Source organism: Nonomuraea sp. NPDC048901 (genome assembly GCF_040649695.1).
GTDB lineage: Bacteria > Actinomycetota > Actinomycetes > Streptosporangiales > Streptosporangiaceae > Nonomuraea.
The window spans coordinates 81969-99431 of the sequence record NZ_JBEZFW010000017.1; the positions used below are offsets into that span (position 1 = coordinate 81969).

Annotated in this window: 17 protein-coding genes and 3 pseudogenes; 9 read left to right on the top strand and 11 right to left on the bottom strand. The window is 69.4% G+C overall.

Annotated elements, in window-relative coordinates; all coding sequences use genetic code 11:
• Positions 1-61 precede the first annotated feature (61 nt).
• Positions 62-712, top strand: coding sequence for a TetR/AcrR family transcriptional regulator (locus AB0C30_RS43435; RefSeq protein ID WP_357955185.1), 651 nt, complete (start codon positions 62-64; stop codon positions 710-712).
• Between the two features lie 128 nt (positions 713-840).
• Here AB0C30_RS43435 and AB0C30_RS43440 read toward each other — a convergent pair.
• Positions 841-1428 (bottom strand): annotated as a pseudogene (locus AB0C30_RS43440) (Tn3 family transposase); the annotation flags it as partial.
• Here AB0C30_RS43440 and AB0C30_RS43445 point away from each other — a divergent pair.
• Positions 1354-1644: a hypothetical protein gene (locus tag AB0C30_RS43445; protein WP_357955187.1), complete on the top strand. Its 291-nt coding sequence runs from the start codon at positions 1354-1356 to the stop codon at positions 1642-1644. The pseudogene AB0C30_RS43440 and the gene AB0C30_RS43445 sit on opposite strands and share 75 nt — an antisense overlap.
• Here AB0C30_RS43445 and AB0C30_RS43450 read toward each other — a convergent pair.
• The 5 genes and pseudogenes from AB0C30_RS43450 to AB0C30_RS43470 form a co-directional block, all read right to left on the bottom strand.
• On the bottom strand, positions 1626-1877 hold the full coding sequence (locus tag AB0C30_RS43450) for a hypothetical protein (RefSeq protein WP_357955189.1): 252 nt from the start codon (positions 1875-1877) through the stop codon (positions 1626-1628). The two genes, AB0C30_RS43445 and AB0C30_RS43450, sit on opposite strands and share 19 nt — an antisense overlap.
• Before the next feature lie 51 nt (positions 1878-1928).
• Positions 1929-2765: pseudogene (locus AB0C30_RS43455) on the bottom strand (DUF4158 domain-containing protein); the annotation flags it as partial.
• Between the two features lie 27 nt (positions 2766-2792).
• Complete coding sequence (locus tag AB0C30_RS43460; protein ID WP_357955191.1) at positions 2793-3320, bottom strand: N-acetyltransferase family protein; 528 nt, start codon at positions 3318-3320, stop codon at positions 2793-2795.
• Between the two features lie 626 nt (positions 3321-3946).
• A complete protein-coding gene (locus tag AB0C30_RS43465; protein WP_357955193.1) occupies positions 3947-4681 on the bottom strand; it encodes a hypothetical protein in 735 nt (244 codons plus the stop codon).
• A 218-nt stretch (positions 4682-4899) separates the two neighbouring features.
• Positions 4900-5490: a TetR/AcrR family transcriptional regulator gene (locus AB0C30_RS43470; protein ID WP_357955197.1), complete on the bottom strand. Its 591-nt coding sequence runs from the start codon at positions 5488-5490 to the stop codon at positions 4900-4902.
• A gap of 102 nt (positions 5491-5592) precedes the next feature.
• Between AB0C30_RS43470 and AB0C30_RS43475 the strand changes: the two genes are divergently transcribed.
• The gene (locus tag AB0C30_RS43475; RefSeq protein WP_357955199.1) at positions 5593-6672 is read left to right on the top strand and encodes a Gfo/Idh/MocA family oxidoreductase; all 1080 of its coding nucleotides are present in this window, start codon (positions 5593-5595) and stop codon (positions 6670-6672) included.
• Positions 6673-7164: 492 nt separating this feature from the next.
• On the opposite strand, the gene AB0C30_RS43480 is transcribed toward AB0C30_RS43475, so the two are convergent.
• On the bottom strand, positions 7165-8001 hold the full coding sequence (locus AB0C30_RS43480) for a class I SAM-dependent methyltransferase (RefSeq protein ID WP_357955201.1): 837 nt from the start codon (positions 7999-8001) through the stop codon (positions 7165-7167).
• Between the two features lie 71 nt (positions 8002-8072).
• Here AB0C30_RS43480 and AB0C30_RS43485 point away from each other — a divergent pair, with 71 nt between their 5' ends.
• Positions 8073-8996, top strand: coding sequence for a LysR family transcriptional regulator (locus AB0C30_RS43485; RefSeq protein ID WP_357955203.1), 924 nt, complete (start codon positions 8073-8075; stop codon positions 8994-8996).
• A gap of 404 nt (positions 8997-9400) precedes the next feature.
• On the opposite strand, the gene AB0C30_RS43490 is transcribed toward AB0C30_RS43485, so the two are convergent.
• The 4 genes from AB0C30_RS43490 to AB0C30_RS43505 all read right to left on the bottom strand — a co-directional run bounded on the left by AB0C30_RS43490 (position 9401) and on the right by AB0C30_RS43505 (position 13501).
• Entirely contained in the window at positions 9401-9805 is a 405-nt protein-coding gene (locus AB0C30_RS43490) for a hypothetical protein (protein ID WP_357955205.1), read from the bottom strand.
• A 678-nt stretch (positions 9806-10483) separates the two neighbouring features.
• Positions 10484-11389, bottom strand: coding sequence for an LLM class flavin-dependent oxidoreductase (locus AB0C30_RS43495; protein WP_357955207.1), 906 nt, complete (start codon positions 11387-11389; stop codon positions 10484-10486).
• Positions 11390-11505: 116 nt separating this feature from the next.
• Complete coding sequence (locus AB0C30_RS43500) at positions 11506-11970, bottom strand: MarR family transcriptional regulator (protein ID WP_357955208.1); 465 nt, start codon at positions 11968-11970, stop codon at positions 11506-11508.
• A 37-nt stretch (positions 11971-12007) separates the two neighbouring features.
• Positions 12008-13501 carry an MFS transporter gene (locus AB0C30_RS43505; RefSeq protein ID WP_357955209.1) on the bottom strand — a complete coding sequence of 498 codons (1494 nt, stop codon included), beginning with the start codon at positions 13499-13501 and terminating at the stop codon, positions 12008-12010.
• 199 nt (positions 13502-13700) lie between these two features.
• Between AB0C30_RS43505 and AB0C30_RS43510 the strand changes: the two genes are divergently transcribed.
• From AB0C30_RS43510 to AB0C30_RS43530, 5 genes and pseudogenes are all read left to right on the top strand, one after another.
• Complete coding sequence (locus AB0C30_RS43510; protein WP_357955210.1) at positions 13701-14072, top strand: YciI family protein; 372 nt, start codon at positions 13701-13703, stop codon at positions 14070-14072.
• Positions 14069-15283, top strand: coding sequence for a DUF6596 domain-containing protein (locus AB0C30_RS43515; protein ID WP_357955212.1), 1215 nt, complete (start codon positions 14069-14071; stop codon positions 15281-15283). Before AB0C30_RS43510 ends, AB0C30_RS43515 begins: the two co-directional genes overlap by 4 nt.
• A 76-nt stretch (positions 15284-15359) precedes the next feature.
• The gene (locus AB0C30_RS43520; protein WP_357955214.1) at positions 15360-16271 is read left to right on the top strand and encodes an NAD(P)-dependent oxidoreductase; all 912 of its coding nucleotides are present in this window, start codon (positions 15360-15362) and stop codon (positions 16269-16271) included.
• Complete coding sequence (locus AB0C30_RS43525) at positions 16268-17191, top strand: RNA polymerase sigma-70 factor (RefSeq protein WP_357955216.1); 924 nt, start codon at positions 16268-16270, stop codon at positions 17189-17191. The genes AB0C30_RS43520 and AB0C30_RS43525 overlap by 4 nt, the downstream gene beginning before the upstream one ends.
• Before the next feature lie 48 nt (positions 17192-17239).
• Positions 17240-17341 (top strand): annotated as a pseudogene (locus tag AB0C30_RS43530) (NAD(P)-dependent oxidoreductase); the annotation flags it as partial.
• Positions 17342-17463: the final 122 nt, after the last annotated feature.

Genomic DNA, 17463 nt, shown 5'->3' on the forward strand with positions numbered 1-17463 from the left:
CGTCACTGTTGACGGTCTCTACTACAGTGGAACGCGCACCACCGCCCAAGGAGACATACAGATGGCCGACCCCGCACCGAGCCGCCTGGACCGGCGCAAGGCGCGCACCCGCGCTGCGCTCATCCGCGCGGCCCAGACCTTCATCGCCGACGGCAGAACCAACACGGCGATCCTCGACCTCACCCAGGCCGCCGACGTCGGCATGGGCTCCTTCTACAACCACTTCTCCAGCAAGGACGAACTCTTCCGAGCCGCCGTCGAAGACGCCCTCGGCCGACACGGCGCCGCGCTGGACGAACTGACCCGCGATATGGACGACCCCGCCGAAGTCTTCGCCTTCAGCTTTCGGCTCACCGGCCGCCTGCACCGCCGCCAGCCCCAGCTCAGCAAGGTCCTCCTCAACACCGGCCTGGCCATCGCCACCTCAGAACACGGCATCGCCCCACGCGTGCGACGCGACATCCAGGCTGGCGTCCAAGCCGGCCGCTTCACCGTCGGCGACCCCGAACTCGCCTTCACCATCGCCGCGGGCACCGCCTTGTGCCTCGGCCAACTCCTGCACACCCAGCCGGACCGCGACGACGCCCAGGCCACCGACCAGATCACCGAAGACCTCCTGCGCACCTTCGGCATCCCCGCCGACGAGGCGCACGAGATCTCCCGGCGTCCCCTGTCCGACCTGGACCGGCTCCTTCCCAGCGTCGTCGCGTAACCGAACCCGTCCGCGGCATGTGCGCCGCCGTTCGGCCGTCGTGCCTGCTGTCCCATATCGGGCGGCATGCACCGCAGGACCTGCTCGGCCTCCGCCGTCCCGAGCCGGAGAGCAGTGGCGTACTTGACCATCTGGTCGTACTGCTGCTCGATCAGGTCCCAGCGGATCGGGCGGGTCAGTGAGGAGCCGAGGGCCGGCCAGCCGGGCGGGGTGTCGTCAAGGCGGTACAAGCGGATGCTGCCGATGTTCTTCAACCGGGGCAGCAGCCGGAATTCGAGCAGCTCGGTGAAGGCGAACCCAACCACGCTCGCGCCGTGCGTGTCGACGTAGTTCGACTCGATCTCGGCGTCCGTGCAGCGCCGCAGCAGGCCCTCGATCATCGCCGCGACCTCGGACGACGAACAGCTCTTGAGCTGGGAGTAGATGCAGACCTTCTTGCGCTCGACGTCCCAGTAGATCATCACGCCGTTGCCGCCGTAGCGAGCGTGGTATTCGGTCATGAAGTTCGAGGACCAGGACCCGAACTTCTTCGAGTCCGACGCGCACGCGGTGCCGCGACCCCACCATGCGGTGGCGCGGGCGGCGAAGGTGGCGTTCACCAGCCTGGTGACGGCGGCCCTCAGGTTGTCGACAGTGATGAAGTGCCGACGCACATGCCGCCATGCGGCCTCGCCCTCGCCGTGCTCGCCGGTCGCCACAATCGCCCGGATGCCCATGTTCGTGCCCAGGGCGAAGAAGGCCAGCAGCAGGCGGCGCTGGAGGACGTCACGCTCGATGGTGATCCACGCTCGCCCTTGCGACTAGTGACCTTCACGCCGCCCGCCGAGCCGTCCGCGAGCGCGCCGGACAGCTGGTCCAGGCCCGCGGTCATGCGCTTCTTCAGATCTGCGATAAACGCCTTCGGGTTCAGCGGCTACCGGATCGCGGCGTAGTGCACGACTCGGGTGGCCTCGAAGTCACCGGGCAGGTCGTCCTCCGCGACGACCGCCTCGCGCCAGTCCTTGCGCACCACGCCGTCCATGGGCGCTTCGTCACCGGCGTCGTAGAAACGGGTCTTGCCGTCGACATCGGCGTACTTCTTCAGCAGCCTCATCGCGTCCATCACCGGCCGATACGCGGTGTTGTTGCACTTGAAGCCCAGCGTGTTCAGCAGCGGCGGCAGCATCTGCCGGTAGTACGAGCTGTAGGAGGAGCGCAGGGTGGTGCGGACCTTGGCCTAGAAGACCTTCTCGTTCGCCTTCGCCTCGGCCACCAGCTCGCGCAGCGTCTTCTCCCCGGCCACCGGGAACAGCGCCCGGCGTACGACCTCGTCGGGCTTGTCGACGGCGGCCGTCACCAGCTTGAAGAGGATGCCCTCCTTGCCGCGGACCTTCTTCAACTCGGCAGTGAGCTGCTTCTCCACCCGACGCTCGGCACGGGCGTTGATCTTGTGGACCAGGGCGTCGGTGATCTCCGCCTGCCGGGACGAGCACAGCGCCGCGAGCAGGGTGATCCGTACGTCCTCGCTCGTGTCGCGGAAGTCCGAGGGGTACATCTTGATCGCCCGTGCCCGCCAGGCGGCCACCAGCTTCTCCGAACAGTCCGTGAACAGCCCGTCGGGCAGCCCGAGCTTGCGCGCGTCGTTGAGCTTGGTGATCTCCGTCAGCAGGGAGTCCAGACCGACCGCGCCCGGGTCGCGCTTGAGCGCGGCCAGCAGCGCGGTACCCGCCTCGTTGTCCTCGGCCACCAGGGACAGCAGCCGAGCCGTGCCCGCCTCGCCGAGGCGGCCGATCGTGCGGGCGCAGAACGTCCTCTCCCACTTGCCGCGCGCCGCGACAAGTACCTTCTCGACCCGGGTCCGGCCCGGCGGCTCGATCTTCCGGGCCCGGCACTCGACCAGCAGGGCATCGCGCTGCCGGTCCTCCACCAGCTCGACCGGACAGACCTCCACGGCCAGCCACTCAGCCAGCACCTTCTCATCCGCGACCGTCGACGGCCTAAATCCCAGGGCCTCACGGATCTGCTTGCGGTGGTACTCGGCAGTCCGGCCGACCAGCGTGTACTTCGCGAAGTCATCCTTTGAGACGCGGGCAGTCGACGGTCAGCGGAGTCGCTGCATCCACAGCGAACTGATGTACTGGCCGTTCTTGGTGGCGTACTCGCGGAAAGTACCGACTTCTGTGAAGCCGAACTTGCGATGGAGGGCGACCGACGCGTCGTTTGGCATGGCGATTCCCACGACGATGGCGTGGATCGGCTCGTCGGCGATGCTTTCGAATAGGGCTCGATACAGCGACGTTCCCACGCCCCGGCTTCGGCAACCAGCGTCGAGAGAAACGCTGAGCTCAACAGTGTCCCGGAACGCCTCGTGATTCCGGTAGGGCTGACTGCAGGCGTAGCCGACTATCCGACCGTGACGCCGAGCGACCAGCAGCCGGTAGGGGCCTGTCGAGGAGAACTGCTCGAACCAGGCGCGCCGCTCGGCCACGCTGGTCGGTCGGGTATCGAAGGTTGCGATCGAGCTTGCCGCCACGTCGTTCAAGATGTCGACGATCCCGGAGAGATCGGTCTCATCCGCAATGACGATCTCAACGGGCTCTTGATCCGCAATCATGCGCACAGTGGTCATTTGTCACATCATGTCTGACTAGCCACCGCCCCGCTACCGCTGAAGCAGAAGCGCAAACCGATCGCCGCGCTCCCCGCATCGTCCGGCTATGCCCGAGCGGCCGCGACCTGGCGGGAGCACGGTTCCGCTCACCCCGTACCAGGACGACCACGGCCCGCAGACCCCGCAGTCCCGCAGCCGCATCCTGCAGATCCTCATCGGCGATCGGGGAGATGGCCGCGTCGTCGGTCCGATGATCGGAGTCAGCCGCGGGTTCGGCGTCGATGACGGCCACGTGCTCGATGAGTACCTGGGCGCTGGTCTCGGCGACGGCACAGATCGAGCCCAACGCCATCATCGTGGTCTCGTGCCGGCAGGAGGCGACCACACGCCGGCGGGCCTTGTCGTCACGATGTCCGCCGGCACCTTCGACCATGCCAGCCGCCAGGTTGCACAGGTCGACCGCGCAAGCCCGCTCGCGTGGCTCCCCGCTCGGGTCGGAGCGACCAGCCCTCAAGTAACTTTGGGTAACGTCTCAGAATCGCCACGTAGCGGTAAGTCGGGCTTTCGTGTCAGACCGCGTGGGATGGCCCCCGCGGCGGTCGCGGGGGCCGGTTTTCGGTGGGGCGACGGTCTCGCCACGGCCGCTACGGGCAGCTGATGGGGCTGCCGCTCGTGGGGGCGAGCGGCGAGCCCTCCAGGGTGGTGCAGGTGTCGGTGCCGTTCCCGCCGTCGCCCCCGTCGCCGCCGGTCGATGGGTTGGCCTCGCCGCGCAGCGTGTCCCTGCCGCCGTTGCCGTACAGGGTGTCGGAGCCGTTGCCGCCGAGCAGGGTGTCGGAGCCGTCCCCGGCCGCGCCGCTGCCGCTGCTGGTCTCGTCGCCATAGAGGGTGTCCGCGTTGTCGTCGCCGTGCAGCTTGTCGTCGCCTGTGCCTCCGATGAGGGTGTCGCCGCCGTCGTCGCCGCAGATGATGTCGTCGCCGGCGGCGCCGTAGAGGGTGTCGGCGAGCGCGGTGCCGTAGATCCAGTCGTCGCCGCTCGTGCCGTTCACCACCGACTGCCCCTCGTAGACGGTGTAGCCGGCCGCGGAGGCGGCGGCTGCCGTCATCCCGCCGCACGTGGGCGCGGGTGGGACGGTGGCGTGGGCGGTCTCGGCGCCCAGGAGGGCTCCGGCTCCAGTCAGGGCCAGGCGGCGGTAGATGTCCAGGCTGGTGCGGGAGTCGTGGCCGCTGTAGGGCTGGATGAGGGCGTCGATGCCTTGGGTCTTGAGCCAGGCGAACAGGAAGTGCCCCAGCCGGTGCGGCGGCATGGTGAGGGTCAGTCCGGCGCTCTGGGCGTAGCGGGTGAGCATCGCGCGTACGCCGCGGGTGGAGTAAGGGGTCAACCAGCATCGAAACGAAAAGTCACGGTAGGCGGTCGCCTGCATTGACGCTGGCGTGACTTTCGTTCCGATGCGTCCGGGGGTTCCCGCGTTTCGAGGCTGATGTGGCAGCCGAACGAATGTCCCGCTCAAGGCGCCGGGTGGTCCGCCTTGCGGGACTGATCGTTCTACGTGCCCGGTAAGGGTCCTTGGGGCGCGATACGGCGGTGGTCTGAGGGCTTTCAGTCCAGCAGGGTGCGCAGCGCCAAGTCACCGATCTGCCGCAGCTCGTTGTGGCTGCGGCCGGCTGCCGCCTGGACGGCGATGCCGTCGGAGATCGTGTGAATGAGTGCGGCCAGGGCGGCTGGTTCGTAGCGGGAGGGCAGATCGGTGGCCTGCTCCAGCCGCCTGCGCAGCGCCGCCTCACCGGCTTTGCGCACCGCGATGGCGTCCTGGCGTACGGTGTGCGCGTCGGGTCCGCAGGCGTGCACGCTGTTGACGCACAGGCAGCCGTGGGGCGTGTTCTCGCCCGCGGTCAGGTCCACCGCTCCGTGGATCAGCCGCTCGACGACCTCGCGGCCTGTGGGCGCGTCCAGCGCGTCGGCGGTGTAGCCGCCGGGGCCGTCGAGGTAGCGGGCCAGGACCTTGCCGAACAGTTCCTCCTTGTTGCCGAAGGCGGCATAGAGGCTGGGCTTGTTGATGCCCATCGCGGCGGTCAGGTCGGACAGCGAGGTGCCCTCGTAGCCGTGCCGCCAGAACACCTCCAGCGCGCGGTCGAGTGCGGCGTCTGCATCGAACGAGCGTGGGCGTCCGCCGGGCATGCCGTCCTCCATGCTCTCTCCCGAATTTTATACCTCTCGGTACGTTACCTCTTGCCGGAGAGCGTCACGCTGCCCTAGTTTCATACCGAAAGGTACACAACTAAGGAGTGACGCATGATCCGAGTCGGAGTTGTCGGGGCCAGCGGTTGGGCGGACGGCTCGCACCTACCCGCGCTGGCCGCGCTTGAGGAGTTCGAGGTGACCGCGGTCGCGACCACCAACCAGGCCAGCGCGGACCGGGCGGCCGCCGCCCATGGCGTGCGGCACGCCTTCGCCGACGCGGGCGAGCTCGCCGCGCACCCCGATGTCGACCTGGTCGTCGTCTCGGTGAAGGCCTCCGGGCATGCCGCCGTGATCAGGGCCGCGCTCAAGGCCGGCAAGCACGTCGTGTCCGAGTGGCCGTTGGGTGTCGACGCCGACGAAGCGACCGAGCTGACCCACGCCGCCACCGCCGCAGGCGTCGTCCACGCGGTCGTCCTCCAAGGGCACCACTCGCCGAGCGCCCGCTTCGCCGCCGACCTGCTGGCCGCTGGCCGGATCGGCACGCTCGAATCGGTCGCGCTGGTGGCGGAGGGCGCCCCCTGGGGCGGCAGTCGAATCTGGCCGAACCTGGTGTTCGGCCTCGACCCCTCAGAGGGAACCAACATCCTGACCATCATGGCCGGCCACTTCCTGGCCACCCTCGAACGGGTCGCGGGCCCGCTGGCCGAGGTCTCCGCACGACTGCCCCGCACGCACGACCGCGTGCTGGTCGACGGGACGGAGCGGACCGTGCCCAACGCCACACCCAGCCACGTGCTGCTACACGGACTGCTGACCAGCGGCGCCACCGCATCCGTCGCCGTGCACGGTGGCAACGGACCCATCCAGGACGCGTTCCTGCTCAAGCTCGTCGGCAGCGACGGAACATTGACCGCCACCCCGGCCCAGCGCGGGACGTTCATCCACTGGGGCGACTGGGACATCAGAATCGGAGACGACGTCCTAGCCATGCCCGACACCTACCGCACCGTCCCCGCCAGCGTCCGGTCCGGCCCGCCGGCCAACATCGCGGCCCTCTACCGGGAGGTCGCCCAGGCCATCGCCGAAGACCGGCAGCCACACCCCAGTTTCGAGACCGCCCTGCGCCACCACCGGCTCCTTGCCGCCATCGAACGGTCCGCAGCCGATGGAATCGCCCGGGAAATCTCGTAACTCGCTCGGCTCGGCGCACACCGGCAGCGGCGAGGGCGACGGCAGCTGGGCGCAGATGCTCAACCCTGGACGGCATCGAGTTCTTCGTGCAGGACCCGGTAGCGGGCCTGATGTTCGGTGGCATGTGTTTCATAAGCGTTCACCTACGAAACAGCGGCCCGGCGTCCGACCGTCCAGGGCGTTCCCGCCCCGATCCTGTTCCATGAGGTGTCGATTTCCGAAGTCGACTGCACGGATTTCCGGAGTCTTCTGCACAAGCACTCGCATGGTCGGACCAACCCGCCGGAAACGGAACACCGGCCAGGACCGAGCCCGGCCAGTCCCGTCACCGTGCCGGACCGGCTCAACCCACTCGCGCCGCCTGGCCGACCCCTGATGGGCTTCGTCGCGCGCCGAACCAGCATTCCCGGCGGCCTCGAACCTTGCCCCGGACAGAAAGCCGCCGCCCGATCCGCTGCAGCCCGGACCGGGCGAACGTTGCCCGACGCGGCATTAGCGTTCGTCGATGATCTCGGCGGTCTCAGCGGTGGCGTCCGTGGTGACGGCGAACGCCGCCCCGGCCTCCGGCCAGCTCGGGGCGATGGCCATGACATTTTCCAGGTCCTGGATGCTCGACCAGTGCCAGATGTCCTGGTAGGTCCCGTCTTGGAGCCGGGTCAGCCGGGTTTCGGTGAGCTCGGGGTGGTCGGCCCGGATTCGGTCGATCAGCGCGGCGCGCCGGGTGAGCAGTTCGGCGAGGGCGACGGTGGCGGTGTAGCGGGTGGTCCTGATGACCGGCATGACTGACTCCTTGCTGGTGGCGATGAGCTGGAAGCCGAGCACCGACTCGCTGTCATAGAGCGCGTTGTTCTCCAGGTAGCGGTGGAGGTAGGGGACCCGGCTGAGGGTGTCGACGGTGAAGCGGCGCGTGATGGCGTCGATCATCGTTGCGCCCGTGTGGAGGTCGCGGTGGTGCTCGCGCCAGCGGGCCAGCGACCCCGCAACGCCGAAGTAGGTGTCGGCGATGGCCGCGTCGGCGCGCTCGTAGGCGAACTCGTCCACCAGAAGCGTTCCCCCGGGCTTGAGCAGAGCGGCGGCCCGGTCCAGGGCCATCTCCAGAGAGTGGACGTGGTGGAGGGAGAGCGAGAAGACGACCACGTCGAAGGGGTCGTCCTGGTAGGTGCAGATGTCGGCGACGCAAATCGACGGCCCCTCCAGGGCCGGATCGATGTCGATCGCGGTGACGTGATGGCCTGCGCGCCTCAGGCGGTCGGCGAGTTCGCCGTTGCCGCAGCCGGCGTCCAGGATCCGAGCTGGAGCGGGTGGAAGGTTGTCGTCGATGAACTCCATGCGCTCTACGGTCGACCACGAAAGCCATAAGGACAACTGCAGGCTTTGCAGATCTGGTATACGTTCAGTGCATGCCTGAAGCGTGGTCATTGCGAGTGCTGGTGCAGGTCGCGGAGCAAGGCTCGTTCTCGGGCGCCGCACAGGAGCTGGTCATGACGCAACCCGCCGTGTCCCGGCAGATCGCCTCGTTGGAGCGAGAGCTGGGCGTCGATCTGTTCCGGCGGGTCCCGCGCGGGGTCACGGCGACGGCCGCCGGGGACGCGGCGATCGAGGAGGCGCGGGAGATCCTCGACCGGCTGGACGGGTTGAAGGCCCGGATGAGCGCTTTCACCGCACTGCAGACCGGCCGCGTCCGGATGTCGGCGTTCCCGTCCGCCAACACCGCGTTCGTCCCGGAGGCGATCCGCAGGTTCCGGGCGGCGTACCCGGGCATCGAGGTCAGCTTGATCCAGGCCGGCGCCGAGGCGATCCGGACCGGCGATCTCGACCTGGCGCTGGTCACCGACTGGGACGAGATCGGCGACGAGATCGACCTGGTCCCCCTGCTCGAGGAGGAGCACCGAGTGGCTCTGCCGTCGCGGCATCCGCTGGCCCGCCGGTCCACCGTGCCCCTCCGGGAACTGCGGGACGAGACCTGGATCGAAGGCGCGCACCCCGACTGCCTCGGGCCGCTGCACCCCCTCGCCGAGGCCCTCGGAGGCCCACCGCGCATCGGCTTCACCTGCGACGACTGGACCGGCAAGCAGGCCCTGGTCGCCGCCGGGCTGGGCATCACCATCATGTCCACCCTCGCCGCGGCCGCGGTCCGCCCCGACCTGACGCTACGCGCCACCGACCCGGAACTGCCCCGGCGCCACGTCCTGGCAGCGGCGGACCCGCCGCGACTGCGCACCCCGGCCACCGCCGCCATGCTGACCCTGCTCACCACACTCGCGGCCAGGCGACCGCGTTCCGAGCAGGCCCTACCGCCAGAAACCGATGAAGTCGGCCGGTAAGGCTCCCCACACCTCCACCCCAGCCGCGGCCCCAGCCCCTGGCGAACCGGGGCGATAGACAGACCGCACAACCGGCCCACCGCCGTCAACCGCTGGACTGATCAGTGGGCCGCCGCTGATGATGCCTACTTTGACTGCAAGATGATCTTTGGGTTGACCTCTGTATCAACAGGCGGACGGGCACGCCTGAAGACCGCCACAGCGACGGGGACGCCTGGAAGCTGGCTGAGGCGCTGGCAGGGGCGGGCCGCATCGAGGAGCTGCAGGCGCGCGCCTACCGCAGCGACCAGCTCGCCAAATACGGGACGGTCGGTCTACCAGTTCCATGTCATGCGAGACACATCCGGCCGTGGGCTCATCCTTCACCCCCGGTTGCCCTTGGTATCGGTTGGCGTTGGTGCTTGTCAGCGTCCGACCGGCTCATCGCCGTTGTCAGTGGCGGCGAGGTAGCGGTGAAGAGAGGTCTTGGGGATGCCGGTCTTGGTGGCGATGATGCCGAGGGAGTCACCCTGGGCCTTCAGTAGCCGCGCGTATTCGATCTTGTCTTCCGGGTGGGCCACCGGCCGGCCAATCTGACGGCCGCTGGCCTCGGCCACGGCACAGGCGTGAGCCGCGCGTTCGGCGGTGAAGGTGCGTTCCATCTCGGCGAACAGGGCTAGCAGCAGGAAGGCGCGTAGTCGGCTCAAGCCATCGCGGTCGATGGTGGTGCCAGTCTTCTTGTCCATGTAGATCCGCTCGACAGGGATCCCCGCCGAGGCGAGCGCGTCGAGTTGCCGTTCGAGGGATTGCTTGCCGACGATGCGAAGCAACGGCCGTAGTCCCTGGCCGGTACCCGAGCCGCGAACTGTCCTTGGCCATGATCCAAAACCGTGATCATACCGAGACGCCAGTCGGCGGCTCCTGCGTTATCGCGGGTCAGACGCAACTTCGTGGAAAATTTCTGCATTGCTACCGGGACCCCTGAGGGCGCCACGACGGCACCGCCGGAGCCCAGTCAGGTTGCCGCACCTCGATGGGGAGGTGTCAGGTCCGCACAGCATGGCGTTGTGCCGGAAAGGCGGCAGGTCTTGCGGTGCCGAGGCGGGGATCAGCGCTCCAAGTGAGATGTGGGCTTCGATCGGCTCGTGGAACCGTTTCGGGTCGCGGTTGCCAAAAGCGAGCTTGAGTACCAGGGACGCGCCTTCGGGGAGAGGCTGAGGCTAGTCGGTGGCCCGCGCTCGCCACGTCCAAGATTTGATCAGCGGAACGGACTCCCCGACCGAGCGCGTCGCAGTCAACGGTGATCTCCCCGACGACGGCCTTGGTGCCGGAACTCCGTGGCGTCGGAAAGCGGCCGTCTGCGGCAGCCGCTCGAGGAGCGGGAGGATGCTCGGGCGGACGTCGCGCCGGTGCATTCCGGAACGGCTCGGCGCGATTCCCGCGAGGACGTGGAGGTGGTCGGACTCGGCGTACGTGAACCCGGCGAGCGGTATGCGGCCGATGTCGCGCTACTTCGCGATCGCCTCGCGGACGGCCGGGACGATCTCCTGTGCCCAGCGGGCCAGGACGGTGAGGTCAACGGCGCCGTGGCCGTCGGAGAAGAGCGTGAAGCCCGACGCGCCGTGCTCCAGCACGGCTCCGGTCAGCTCCTCGACCCACTGGCCGACGGAGCCGCCGAGCCAGCGGCCGTCGCGGTCGCGGGTGGCGGGCAGCGGCCGGTCGGTGATGCGTCCGGGGAAGTTGAAGACCGTACGGATCTCGCTCGGATCGCGGCCCACGGATGCCGCCGCCTCGTCGATGATCGGCCGGGAGGTTCGGTAGCGTTCGCTGAGCCAGTCGGCCGCGTGGCCGGGGATCCAGCCGTCGGCCACCCGGCCGGTGGCGGCCAGGGACTTCGCGCCGACCGAGCCGGTCCACACGGGCGGCGCGGCGACGGGAGCGGGCTCGATCTGGTGCACCTGGTAGTGGTTGCCCTCGTAGGTGACCGGCGGGCCGCCGCCCGACAGCAGCTTGACCAGGACGATCGCCTCCTCGAAGGCGTCCACGGCCGCGCCGGGCGTCAGCCGCGGCACTCCCATGTCGGCGATGCGGTCCCACAGCCCGCCCGCGCCCATGCCGAGCACGATCCGGCCGTCCGACAGTGCCGACAGCGACGTCACCGTCCTGGCCAGCATGGCGGGCGGGCGGGTCGGCAGGTTGGTGACGTTGGCGAAGCCGGCGATGTGCCGCGTACGCCCGAGGATGAAGCCGAGCGCGGCATAGGCGTCCAGACGCTCGCCTATGTAGGGATGGTCGGACAAGGTGAAGATGTCCAGCCCGTCCTGGTCGGCCTGCTGGACCATGCGCAACAGCTCAGGCATGTCGTCAATGCTGGAATGCGCGCCAAAACCGAAGACGACGTTATGTGCGGACAACGTTCCGCCTTTCTCTGCGAATGATCGTCAGCGCGCCCTGATGGGCCGCGGCGAGTTGAGTTCGTACTACGAACCATATTAGTTCGTAGTACGAACTGCAACTCCCCCGCAGGGGTTCAGCGCGGGCGATCCGGTTCCACGAAGACGGTGGGCACCTTGTTGTCCGCCACGATCCGGCCGAGCAGCGCGGCGAGCGTGTCGCGTTCGGCCGGGGCGAACCCCGAGGTCAGCTCCTCGACGCGGCGGCAGGTCTCGGCGTAGAACTCATCGACCAGCTTGGCGCCCCGTGGGGTGAGCGCCACCCGTACCGCGCGGGAGTCCTGCGGGTCGGGCCGGCGTTGGACCAGGCCGTTGCGTTCGCTGCGGTCCACCAGGCCGGTCAGGCTCGACTTGGCCAGGCCGAGCATCGCGCCCAGTTCGCTCATGCCGTACGGCTGCGGCATCAAGACGCACAACAACTGGCCCTGCTGCTGGGTGAGGCCATACTCGCGGGCGGAATTCGCGTACACGGCATTCACCAGAAAGGTAGACCGTACGAGTGCGGCCACCGTCCCGATCTGGCCGTCGACATCTTTACTCACCGGCCCAGGCTAACAAACTTCGTGGGACGAACTACCGCTACGGGCGAGCCGCCTGGTAATCGGGAAGTGCGGCCGGGGTGGTCCGGGGCGCCGGGCGCATGGTCAGCATCAGTACGGCCAGCCCGGCGAAGATGACCGCGGCGATGACGCCGGTGACGTGCACGCAGGTAGTGAACGCCTCCCGCGCGGCGTGCAGTAGTTCCGCGCCCTGGCCGGCGGGCAGGTGCCGGCTGGCGGCGACCGCGCCCGCCAGCGAGTCGGACGTGCCGTCCATCCGGCCGCGGTAGACCGCCGCGGCCACCACGCCGAGCAGCGCGAAGCCGAGCGAACCGCCGAAGTAGTTACTGGTCTCCGACATCGACGCCGCCGATCCGGCGCGCTCCGGCGGTACGGCCCCGACGACCAGCCCCGTGCCCAGCGCGAACAGCGGACCGGTGCCCAGCGCCAGCACGGTGATGCCGATCATCACCAGCGGCAGGGCGCTCGCCCCGCCGACGCCGACCAGCAGCAGGCTGCCCAGCGCTGACACCACCAGCCCGCCGGCGATGGCGGTCGGCTGCTTCATCCGCCGGGCCAGCGCGGGCGCGGCCATGGTGCCGACCGCCGTGCCCAGGCCCATGGGCGCGAACAGCAGCGCCGACGCGACCGGCGAGAAGCCCAGCACGCTCTGCAGGTACTGGGTCACCAGCAGGCCCGTACCGGCCATGGCGATGCCGGCGAAGACCAGCGCGATGAGTACGGCCGTGAACGGGCGGTTGCGGAGCAGCCGCAGGTCCAGCAGCGGCGTCTCCAGCCGCAGCTGCCGGCGGACGAACAGCACTCCGATGGCCGCGCCGACGACGAGGGCCACCGCCGGGACGACCGGCATGCTCTCGACCGGCAGCTGCTTGATCCCGTACACCATCAACAGCACCGCCACGAGCGAGAGCCCCACGCTGGTCAGGTCCAGCCGGCCGGCCCGGTCGGTACGGAACTCTGGCAGCAGGACCGGCCCGGCGAGCAGCAGCAACGCCATCGCCGGCACGGCGACCAGGAACACCGATCCCCACCAGAAGTGCTGAAGCAGGAATCCGGCGAGCACGGGCCCGAGCGCGCCGCCGGTGAACTGGCAGGTCGCCCAGATCGCGATGGCCTGCCCGCGCTGCCGTTGATCGTGGAACATGTTGGTGATCAAGGCGAGTGTGGACGGCATCAGGGTCGCGCCGGCGACACCCAGCAGCGCACGCGCGACGATCAGCATCAGCGGGCTGACCGAGAAGGCGGCGACGACCGACAGCACCGCGAACGCCGCTCCCCCGATCATCAGCAGCCGGCGGCGGCCGATCCGGTCGCCGAGCGTTCCCATCGTGATGACCAGGCCGGCCACCATGAATCCATAGCTGTCACTGATCCACAGTTGCTGGACGTTGGTGGCGCCCAGTCCGGCGCTCAGCTGTGGGAGCGCGAGGAGCAGCGCCGTCATGTCCATCGCGACGAGCAAGGTCGGCAGCACCAGGACGATCAATCCCAGCCACGCCCGGTTGACTCGCATATCCGAAACTCCCTGATTGTTCGGTCGACGTTTCGCCGGGTGGTCGGAGCGGTCGCGAGCTTCTTGACATCGCCGCGGTCGCGCGCCAGTGAAAAACTCGCGGGTAAGTTTTGGCGGGGGGATGTCAAGACGACGGCGGCGGCTCCGACCAACCGGTCGAAGGGCCCCGGCCGGGGCTCGCGACCACAAGGAGTACGAGATGAAGTTCCTGATCAGCATGCACATCAACCCGGCCGTGCTGGACGCGCTGACCGACGCGGAGAAGGCGGCGATCGGCGACGGCCACGGCGCGTTCATCGAGGCGCTGAAGAAGTCCGGCGAGCTGATCACCACCCAGGCGCTGGTCGACCCGTCGCAGGCTGCCGTGGTGTCCGTACGCAACGGCCAGCCGGTCGTGACCGACGGCCCTTTCCTGGAGGCGAAGGAGTATCTGGGCGGCTTCTACCTGATCGACTGCGAGAACAAGGAGCGGGCGATCGAGCTGGCGACGCAGATCCCGGACACCGCGATCGAGGGTCTGGGGGTAGAGGTGCGGCAGGTGATGTTCGCTGACGGACAATTGGAGGCATGACGACATCGGCCATCGAGGACCTGCTGCGTGAGCTCACGCCGCAGGTCCTCGGCATGTTGGTACGGCGGAACGGGCAGTTCGAGGCGTGCGAGGACGCCCTGCAGGAGGCCGTCCTCGCCGCCACCGTGCAGTGGCCGGCCGAAGGGCTGCCGGAAAACCCGCGCGGCTGGCTGATGACCGTCGCGTCCCGGCGGCTCATCGACCAGATGCGCAGCGACCACGCGCGCCGCGAACGGGAGTCGGCGACAGCCACCGAGGTGGTGCCCGAGGACGTGCCGGACACCGACGACACGCTCGTCCTGCTGTTCCTGTGCTGCCATCCGACGCTGACCGCGGCCTCCCAGACCGCCCTGACGCTGCGTGCGGTCGGCGGCCTGACGACCGCTGAGATCGCCCGTGCGTTCCTGGTGCCGGAGGCCACGATGGCGGCCAGGATCAGCCGGGCCAAACAGCGCATCAAGGCGGCCGGCAGCTCGTTCAGCCTGCCGGAAGGCGCGGAGCGCGAGGAGCGGCTGCGGGTCGTCCTGCACGTGCTCTACCTGATCTTCAACGAAGGTTACACCGCCTCCTCGGGCAGCGAGTTGCACCGCACCGACCTCGCGCACGAGGCGATCCGGCTGGCCAGGATGGTGCACGCGCAGCTGCCCGAGGACGACGAGGTGACCGGGCTGCTCGCCCTGATGCTGCTGACCGACGCCCGCCGGGAGGCACGTACGACGGCGACCGGCGACCTGGTGCCGCTGGACGAGCAGGACCGTACGAAGTGGGACCGCGCGCTGATCGACGAGGGCACCGAGCTGGTCAAGGCGTCACTGGCCGGCCCGGCGCTGGGGCCCTACCAGTTGCAGGCCGCCATCGCCGCCACGCACGACGACGCGGACACGGCCGCGGCGACCGACTGGGCTCAGGTGCACGCGCTGTATCTGGTCCTGGAACGGATCGCGCCCAACCCGATGGTCACCCTCAACCGGGCCATCGCGCTCGCCGAGACCGAGGGCCCGCAGGCCGGGCTGGCCCTGCTGGCCACATTGGACAGTGACGAGCGGATGGCCGGGCATCACCGGTTGCTGTCCGTACGGGCGCATCTGCTGGAGAAGGCGGGCGACACGGCGGGGGCGTACGAGCACTTCCGGCTCGCCGCGAAGTCCACGGCCAGCATCGCCGAGCAGCGCTACCTGGAGTCCCGGGCCGGCCGGTTGCGCACGTCCTAGGCGGCATGTCACAGATGGGCGGGCTGTCTCGTCTCGGGTTCCGAAGACAAGCTCTGGGATCCGGAAGGTGATGGTCATGCGGGTGTTCGTGGCGGGCGGGGCCGGGGTGTTGGGGCGGCGGCTGGTGCCGCAGCTGGTGGCGCGTGGCCACGAGGTGACGGCGACGACGACGAGCACGGCCAAGCGGGGCCTGCTGGAGCGGCTGGGCGCCGAGGCGGTCGTAATGGCCGGGCTGGATGCGATGTCGGTCGGTGAGGCGGTGGCCCAGGCCCGGCCGGACGTGATCGTGCACCAGATGACCGCCATCTCCGGCAAGCCGGATATCAAACACTTCGACCGCTGGTTCGCCACCACCAACCGGCTGCGCACCGAGGGGACGGACCACCTGCTGGCCGCCGCCGAAGCGACCGGCGTGTCCCACTTCGTCGCGCAGAGCTATGGCTCCTGGAACGGCATCCGCGAGGGCGGATGGGTGAAGACCGAGGAGGAGCCGCTGGACCCGACGAGCACGGGCAAGGGGGCGGCGGCGATCCGCCACCTTGAGGACGTGGTCGTCAAGGCCGGCGGCGCGGTCCTGCGCTACGGCGCGTTCTACGGGCCGGGCGCCACCGATGATCAGGTCGAGCTCGTGCGCAAGCGGCAGTACCCGGTCGTCGGGAACGGCGCCGGCCACAGCTCATGGGTGCATCTCGACGACGCGGCGAGCGCCACGCTCCTGGCCGTGGAGCGCAAGGTGAAGGGCGTGTTCAACATCGTCGACGACGAGCCGGCCCCGGCCCGCGAGTGGCTGCCCTACCTGGCGGCGTGCGCGGGGGCGAAGCCGCCGATGCGGGTCCCGGTGTGGCTCGCGCGGCCACTGGCCGGGAGTACGGCGGTGGCGATGATGACCCAGGGGCGCGGCTTCTCCAACGCCAAGGCCAAGCGGGAGCTGGGCTGGCGGCTGCGCTATCCCTCCTGGCGGCAGGGCTTCAAGGAGGAGCTGGCGTGACGCGCGCGGAGGAGTTCGTGGAGCTGCGGCCGCTGCTGTTCTCCATCGCCTACCGGATTCTGGGCAGCGTGAGCGAGGCCGAGGACGCGGTCCAGGAGACCTGGCTGCGCTACGAGGCATCCCCGACGCGACCCGCCTCGACCAAGGCGTTCCTGTCGGCCACGGTGTCCCGGATCGCGATCGACGTGCTGCGCTCGGCCCGCGTCCGGCGGGAGGAGTACGCCGGGCAGTGGTTCCCCGAGCCGCTGCTCGCCGACCCGTACGAGGATCCGGAGCGGTCGGCGGAGCTGGCCGACTCCGTATCGATGGCGGCCCTGTTGCTGCTGGAGCGGCTCAGCCCGCTCGAACGGGCGGTCTTCGTGCTGCGGGAGGTGTTCGGGTTCGGCTTCGGGGAGGTCGCCTCGGCGGTGGGCAGGTCGGAGGCGGCCTGCCGCCAGCTCGCCGTGCGGGCGCGCCGCCACATGGACGCGGGCCGCGCCCGGTTCGCGGCCGATCGACGGGAGCGGGCGGCGCTCGCCGAGCGATTCTTCGACGCTTTCCGGGAAGGGGACGTCGACGGCCTGCGGAAGCTGCTCGCCGCCGACGTACAGATGATCGGCGACAGCGGAGGCAAGGCCCCGCTGTGGGGCAAGGGCGTCTTCGGCGCCGCGAACGTGGCCCGGACGCTGGCCGCGATCGTCGCGCCGTTCGCCCGGATCGGCGGCGTCGTGGAGCCGCACGAGGTGAACGGCCGGCCGGGCGCCATCTTCCGCGACCGGGACGGCAACGTCGTCAACATCCTGGCGCTCGACACCCTCGACGGGCAGATCCAGACGATCCGCGCGGTGCTCAACCCCGACAAGCTGCGGCACCTGGGTCCGGTGGCGGACGCCTGGGCGGTGGTTCGCGAGGCGAACCAGGCCCGCCGGCCCACGAACTGACCATACGCGCCGACCTGATGCTGTCGTAACCAAGGAAGGACAGCCGTCATGTTCATCACAGTCTTCGGAGCCAACGGTCCGACCGGCCGCCTGCTCACCGGCCAGGCACTCGCGGCCGGGCATCGGGTCACCGCGGTCACCCGGCAGCCGGGCTCCTTTCCGCTGCGCCGGCGCCGCGGGGACCCGGCCGCCGGGCAGCGCGTGGCGCGGGACGGCCACCTCCGTGCTGGTCGCCGCCTCGCCCCTGCTCGACGGGGTCAGCGGCCGGTACT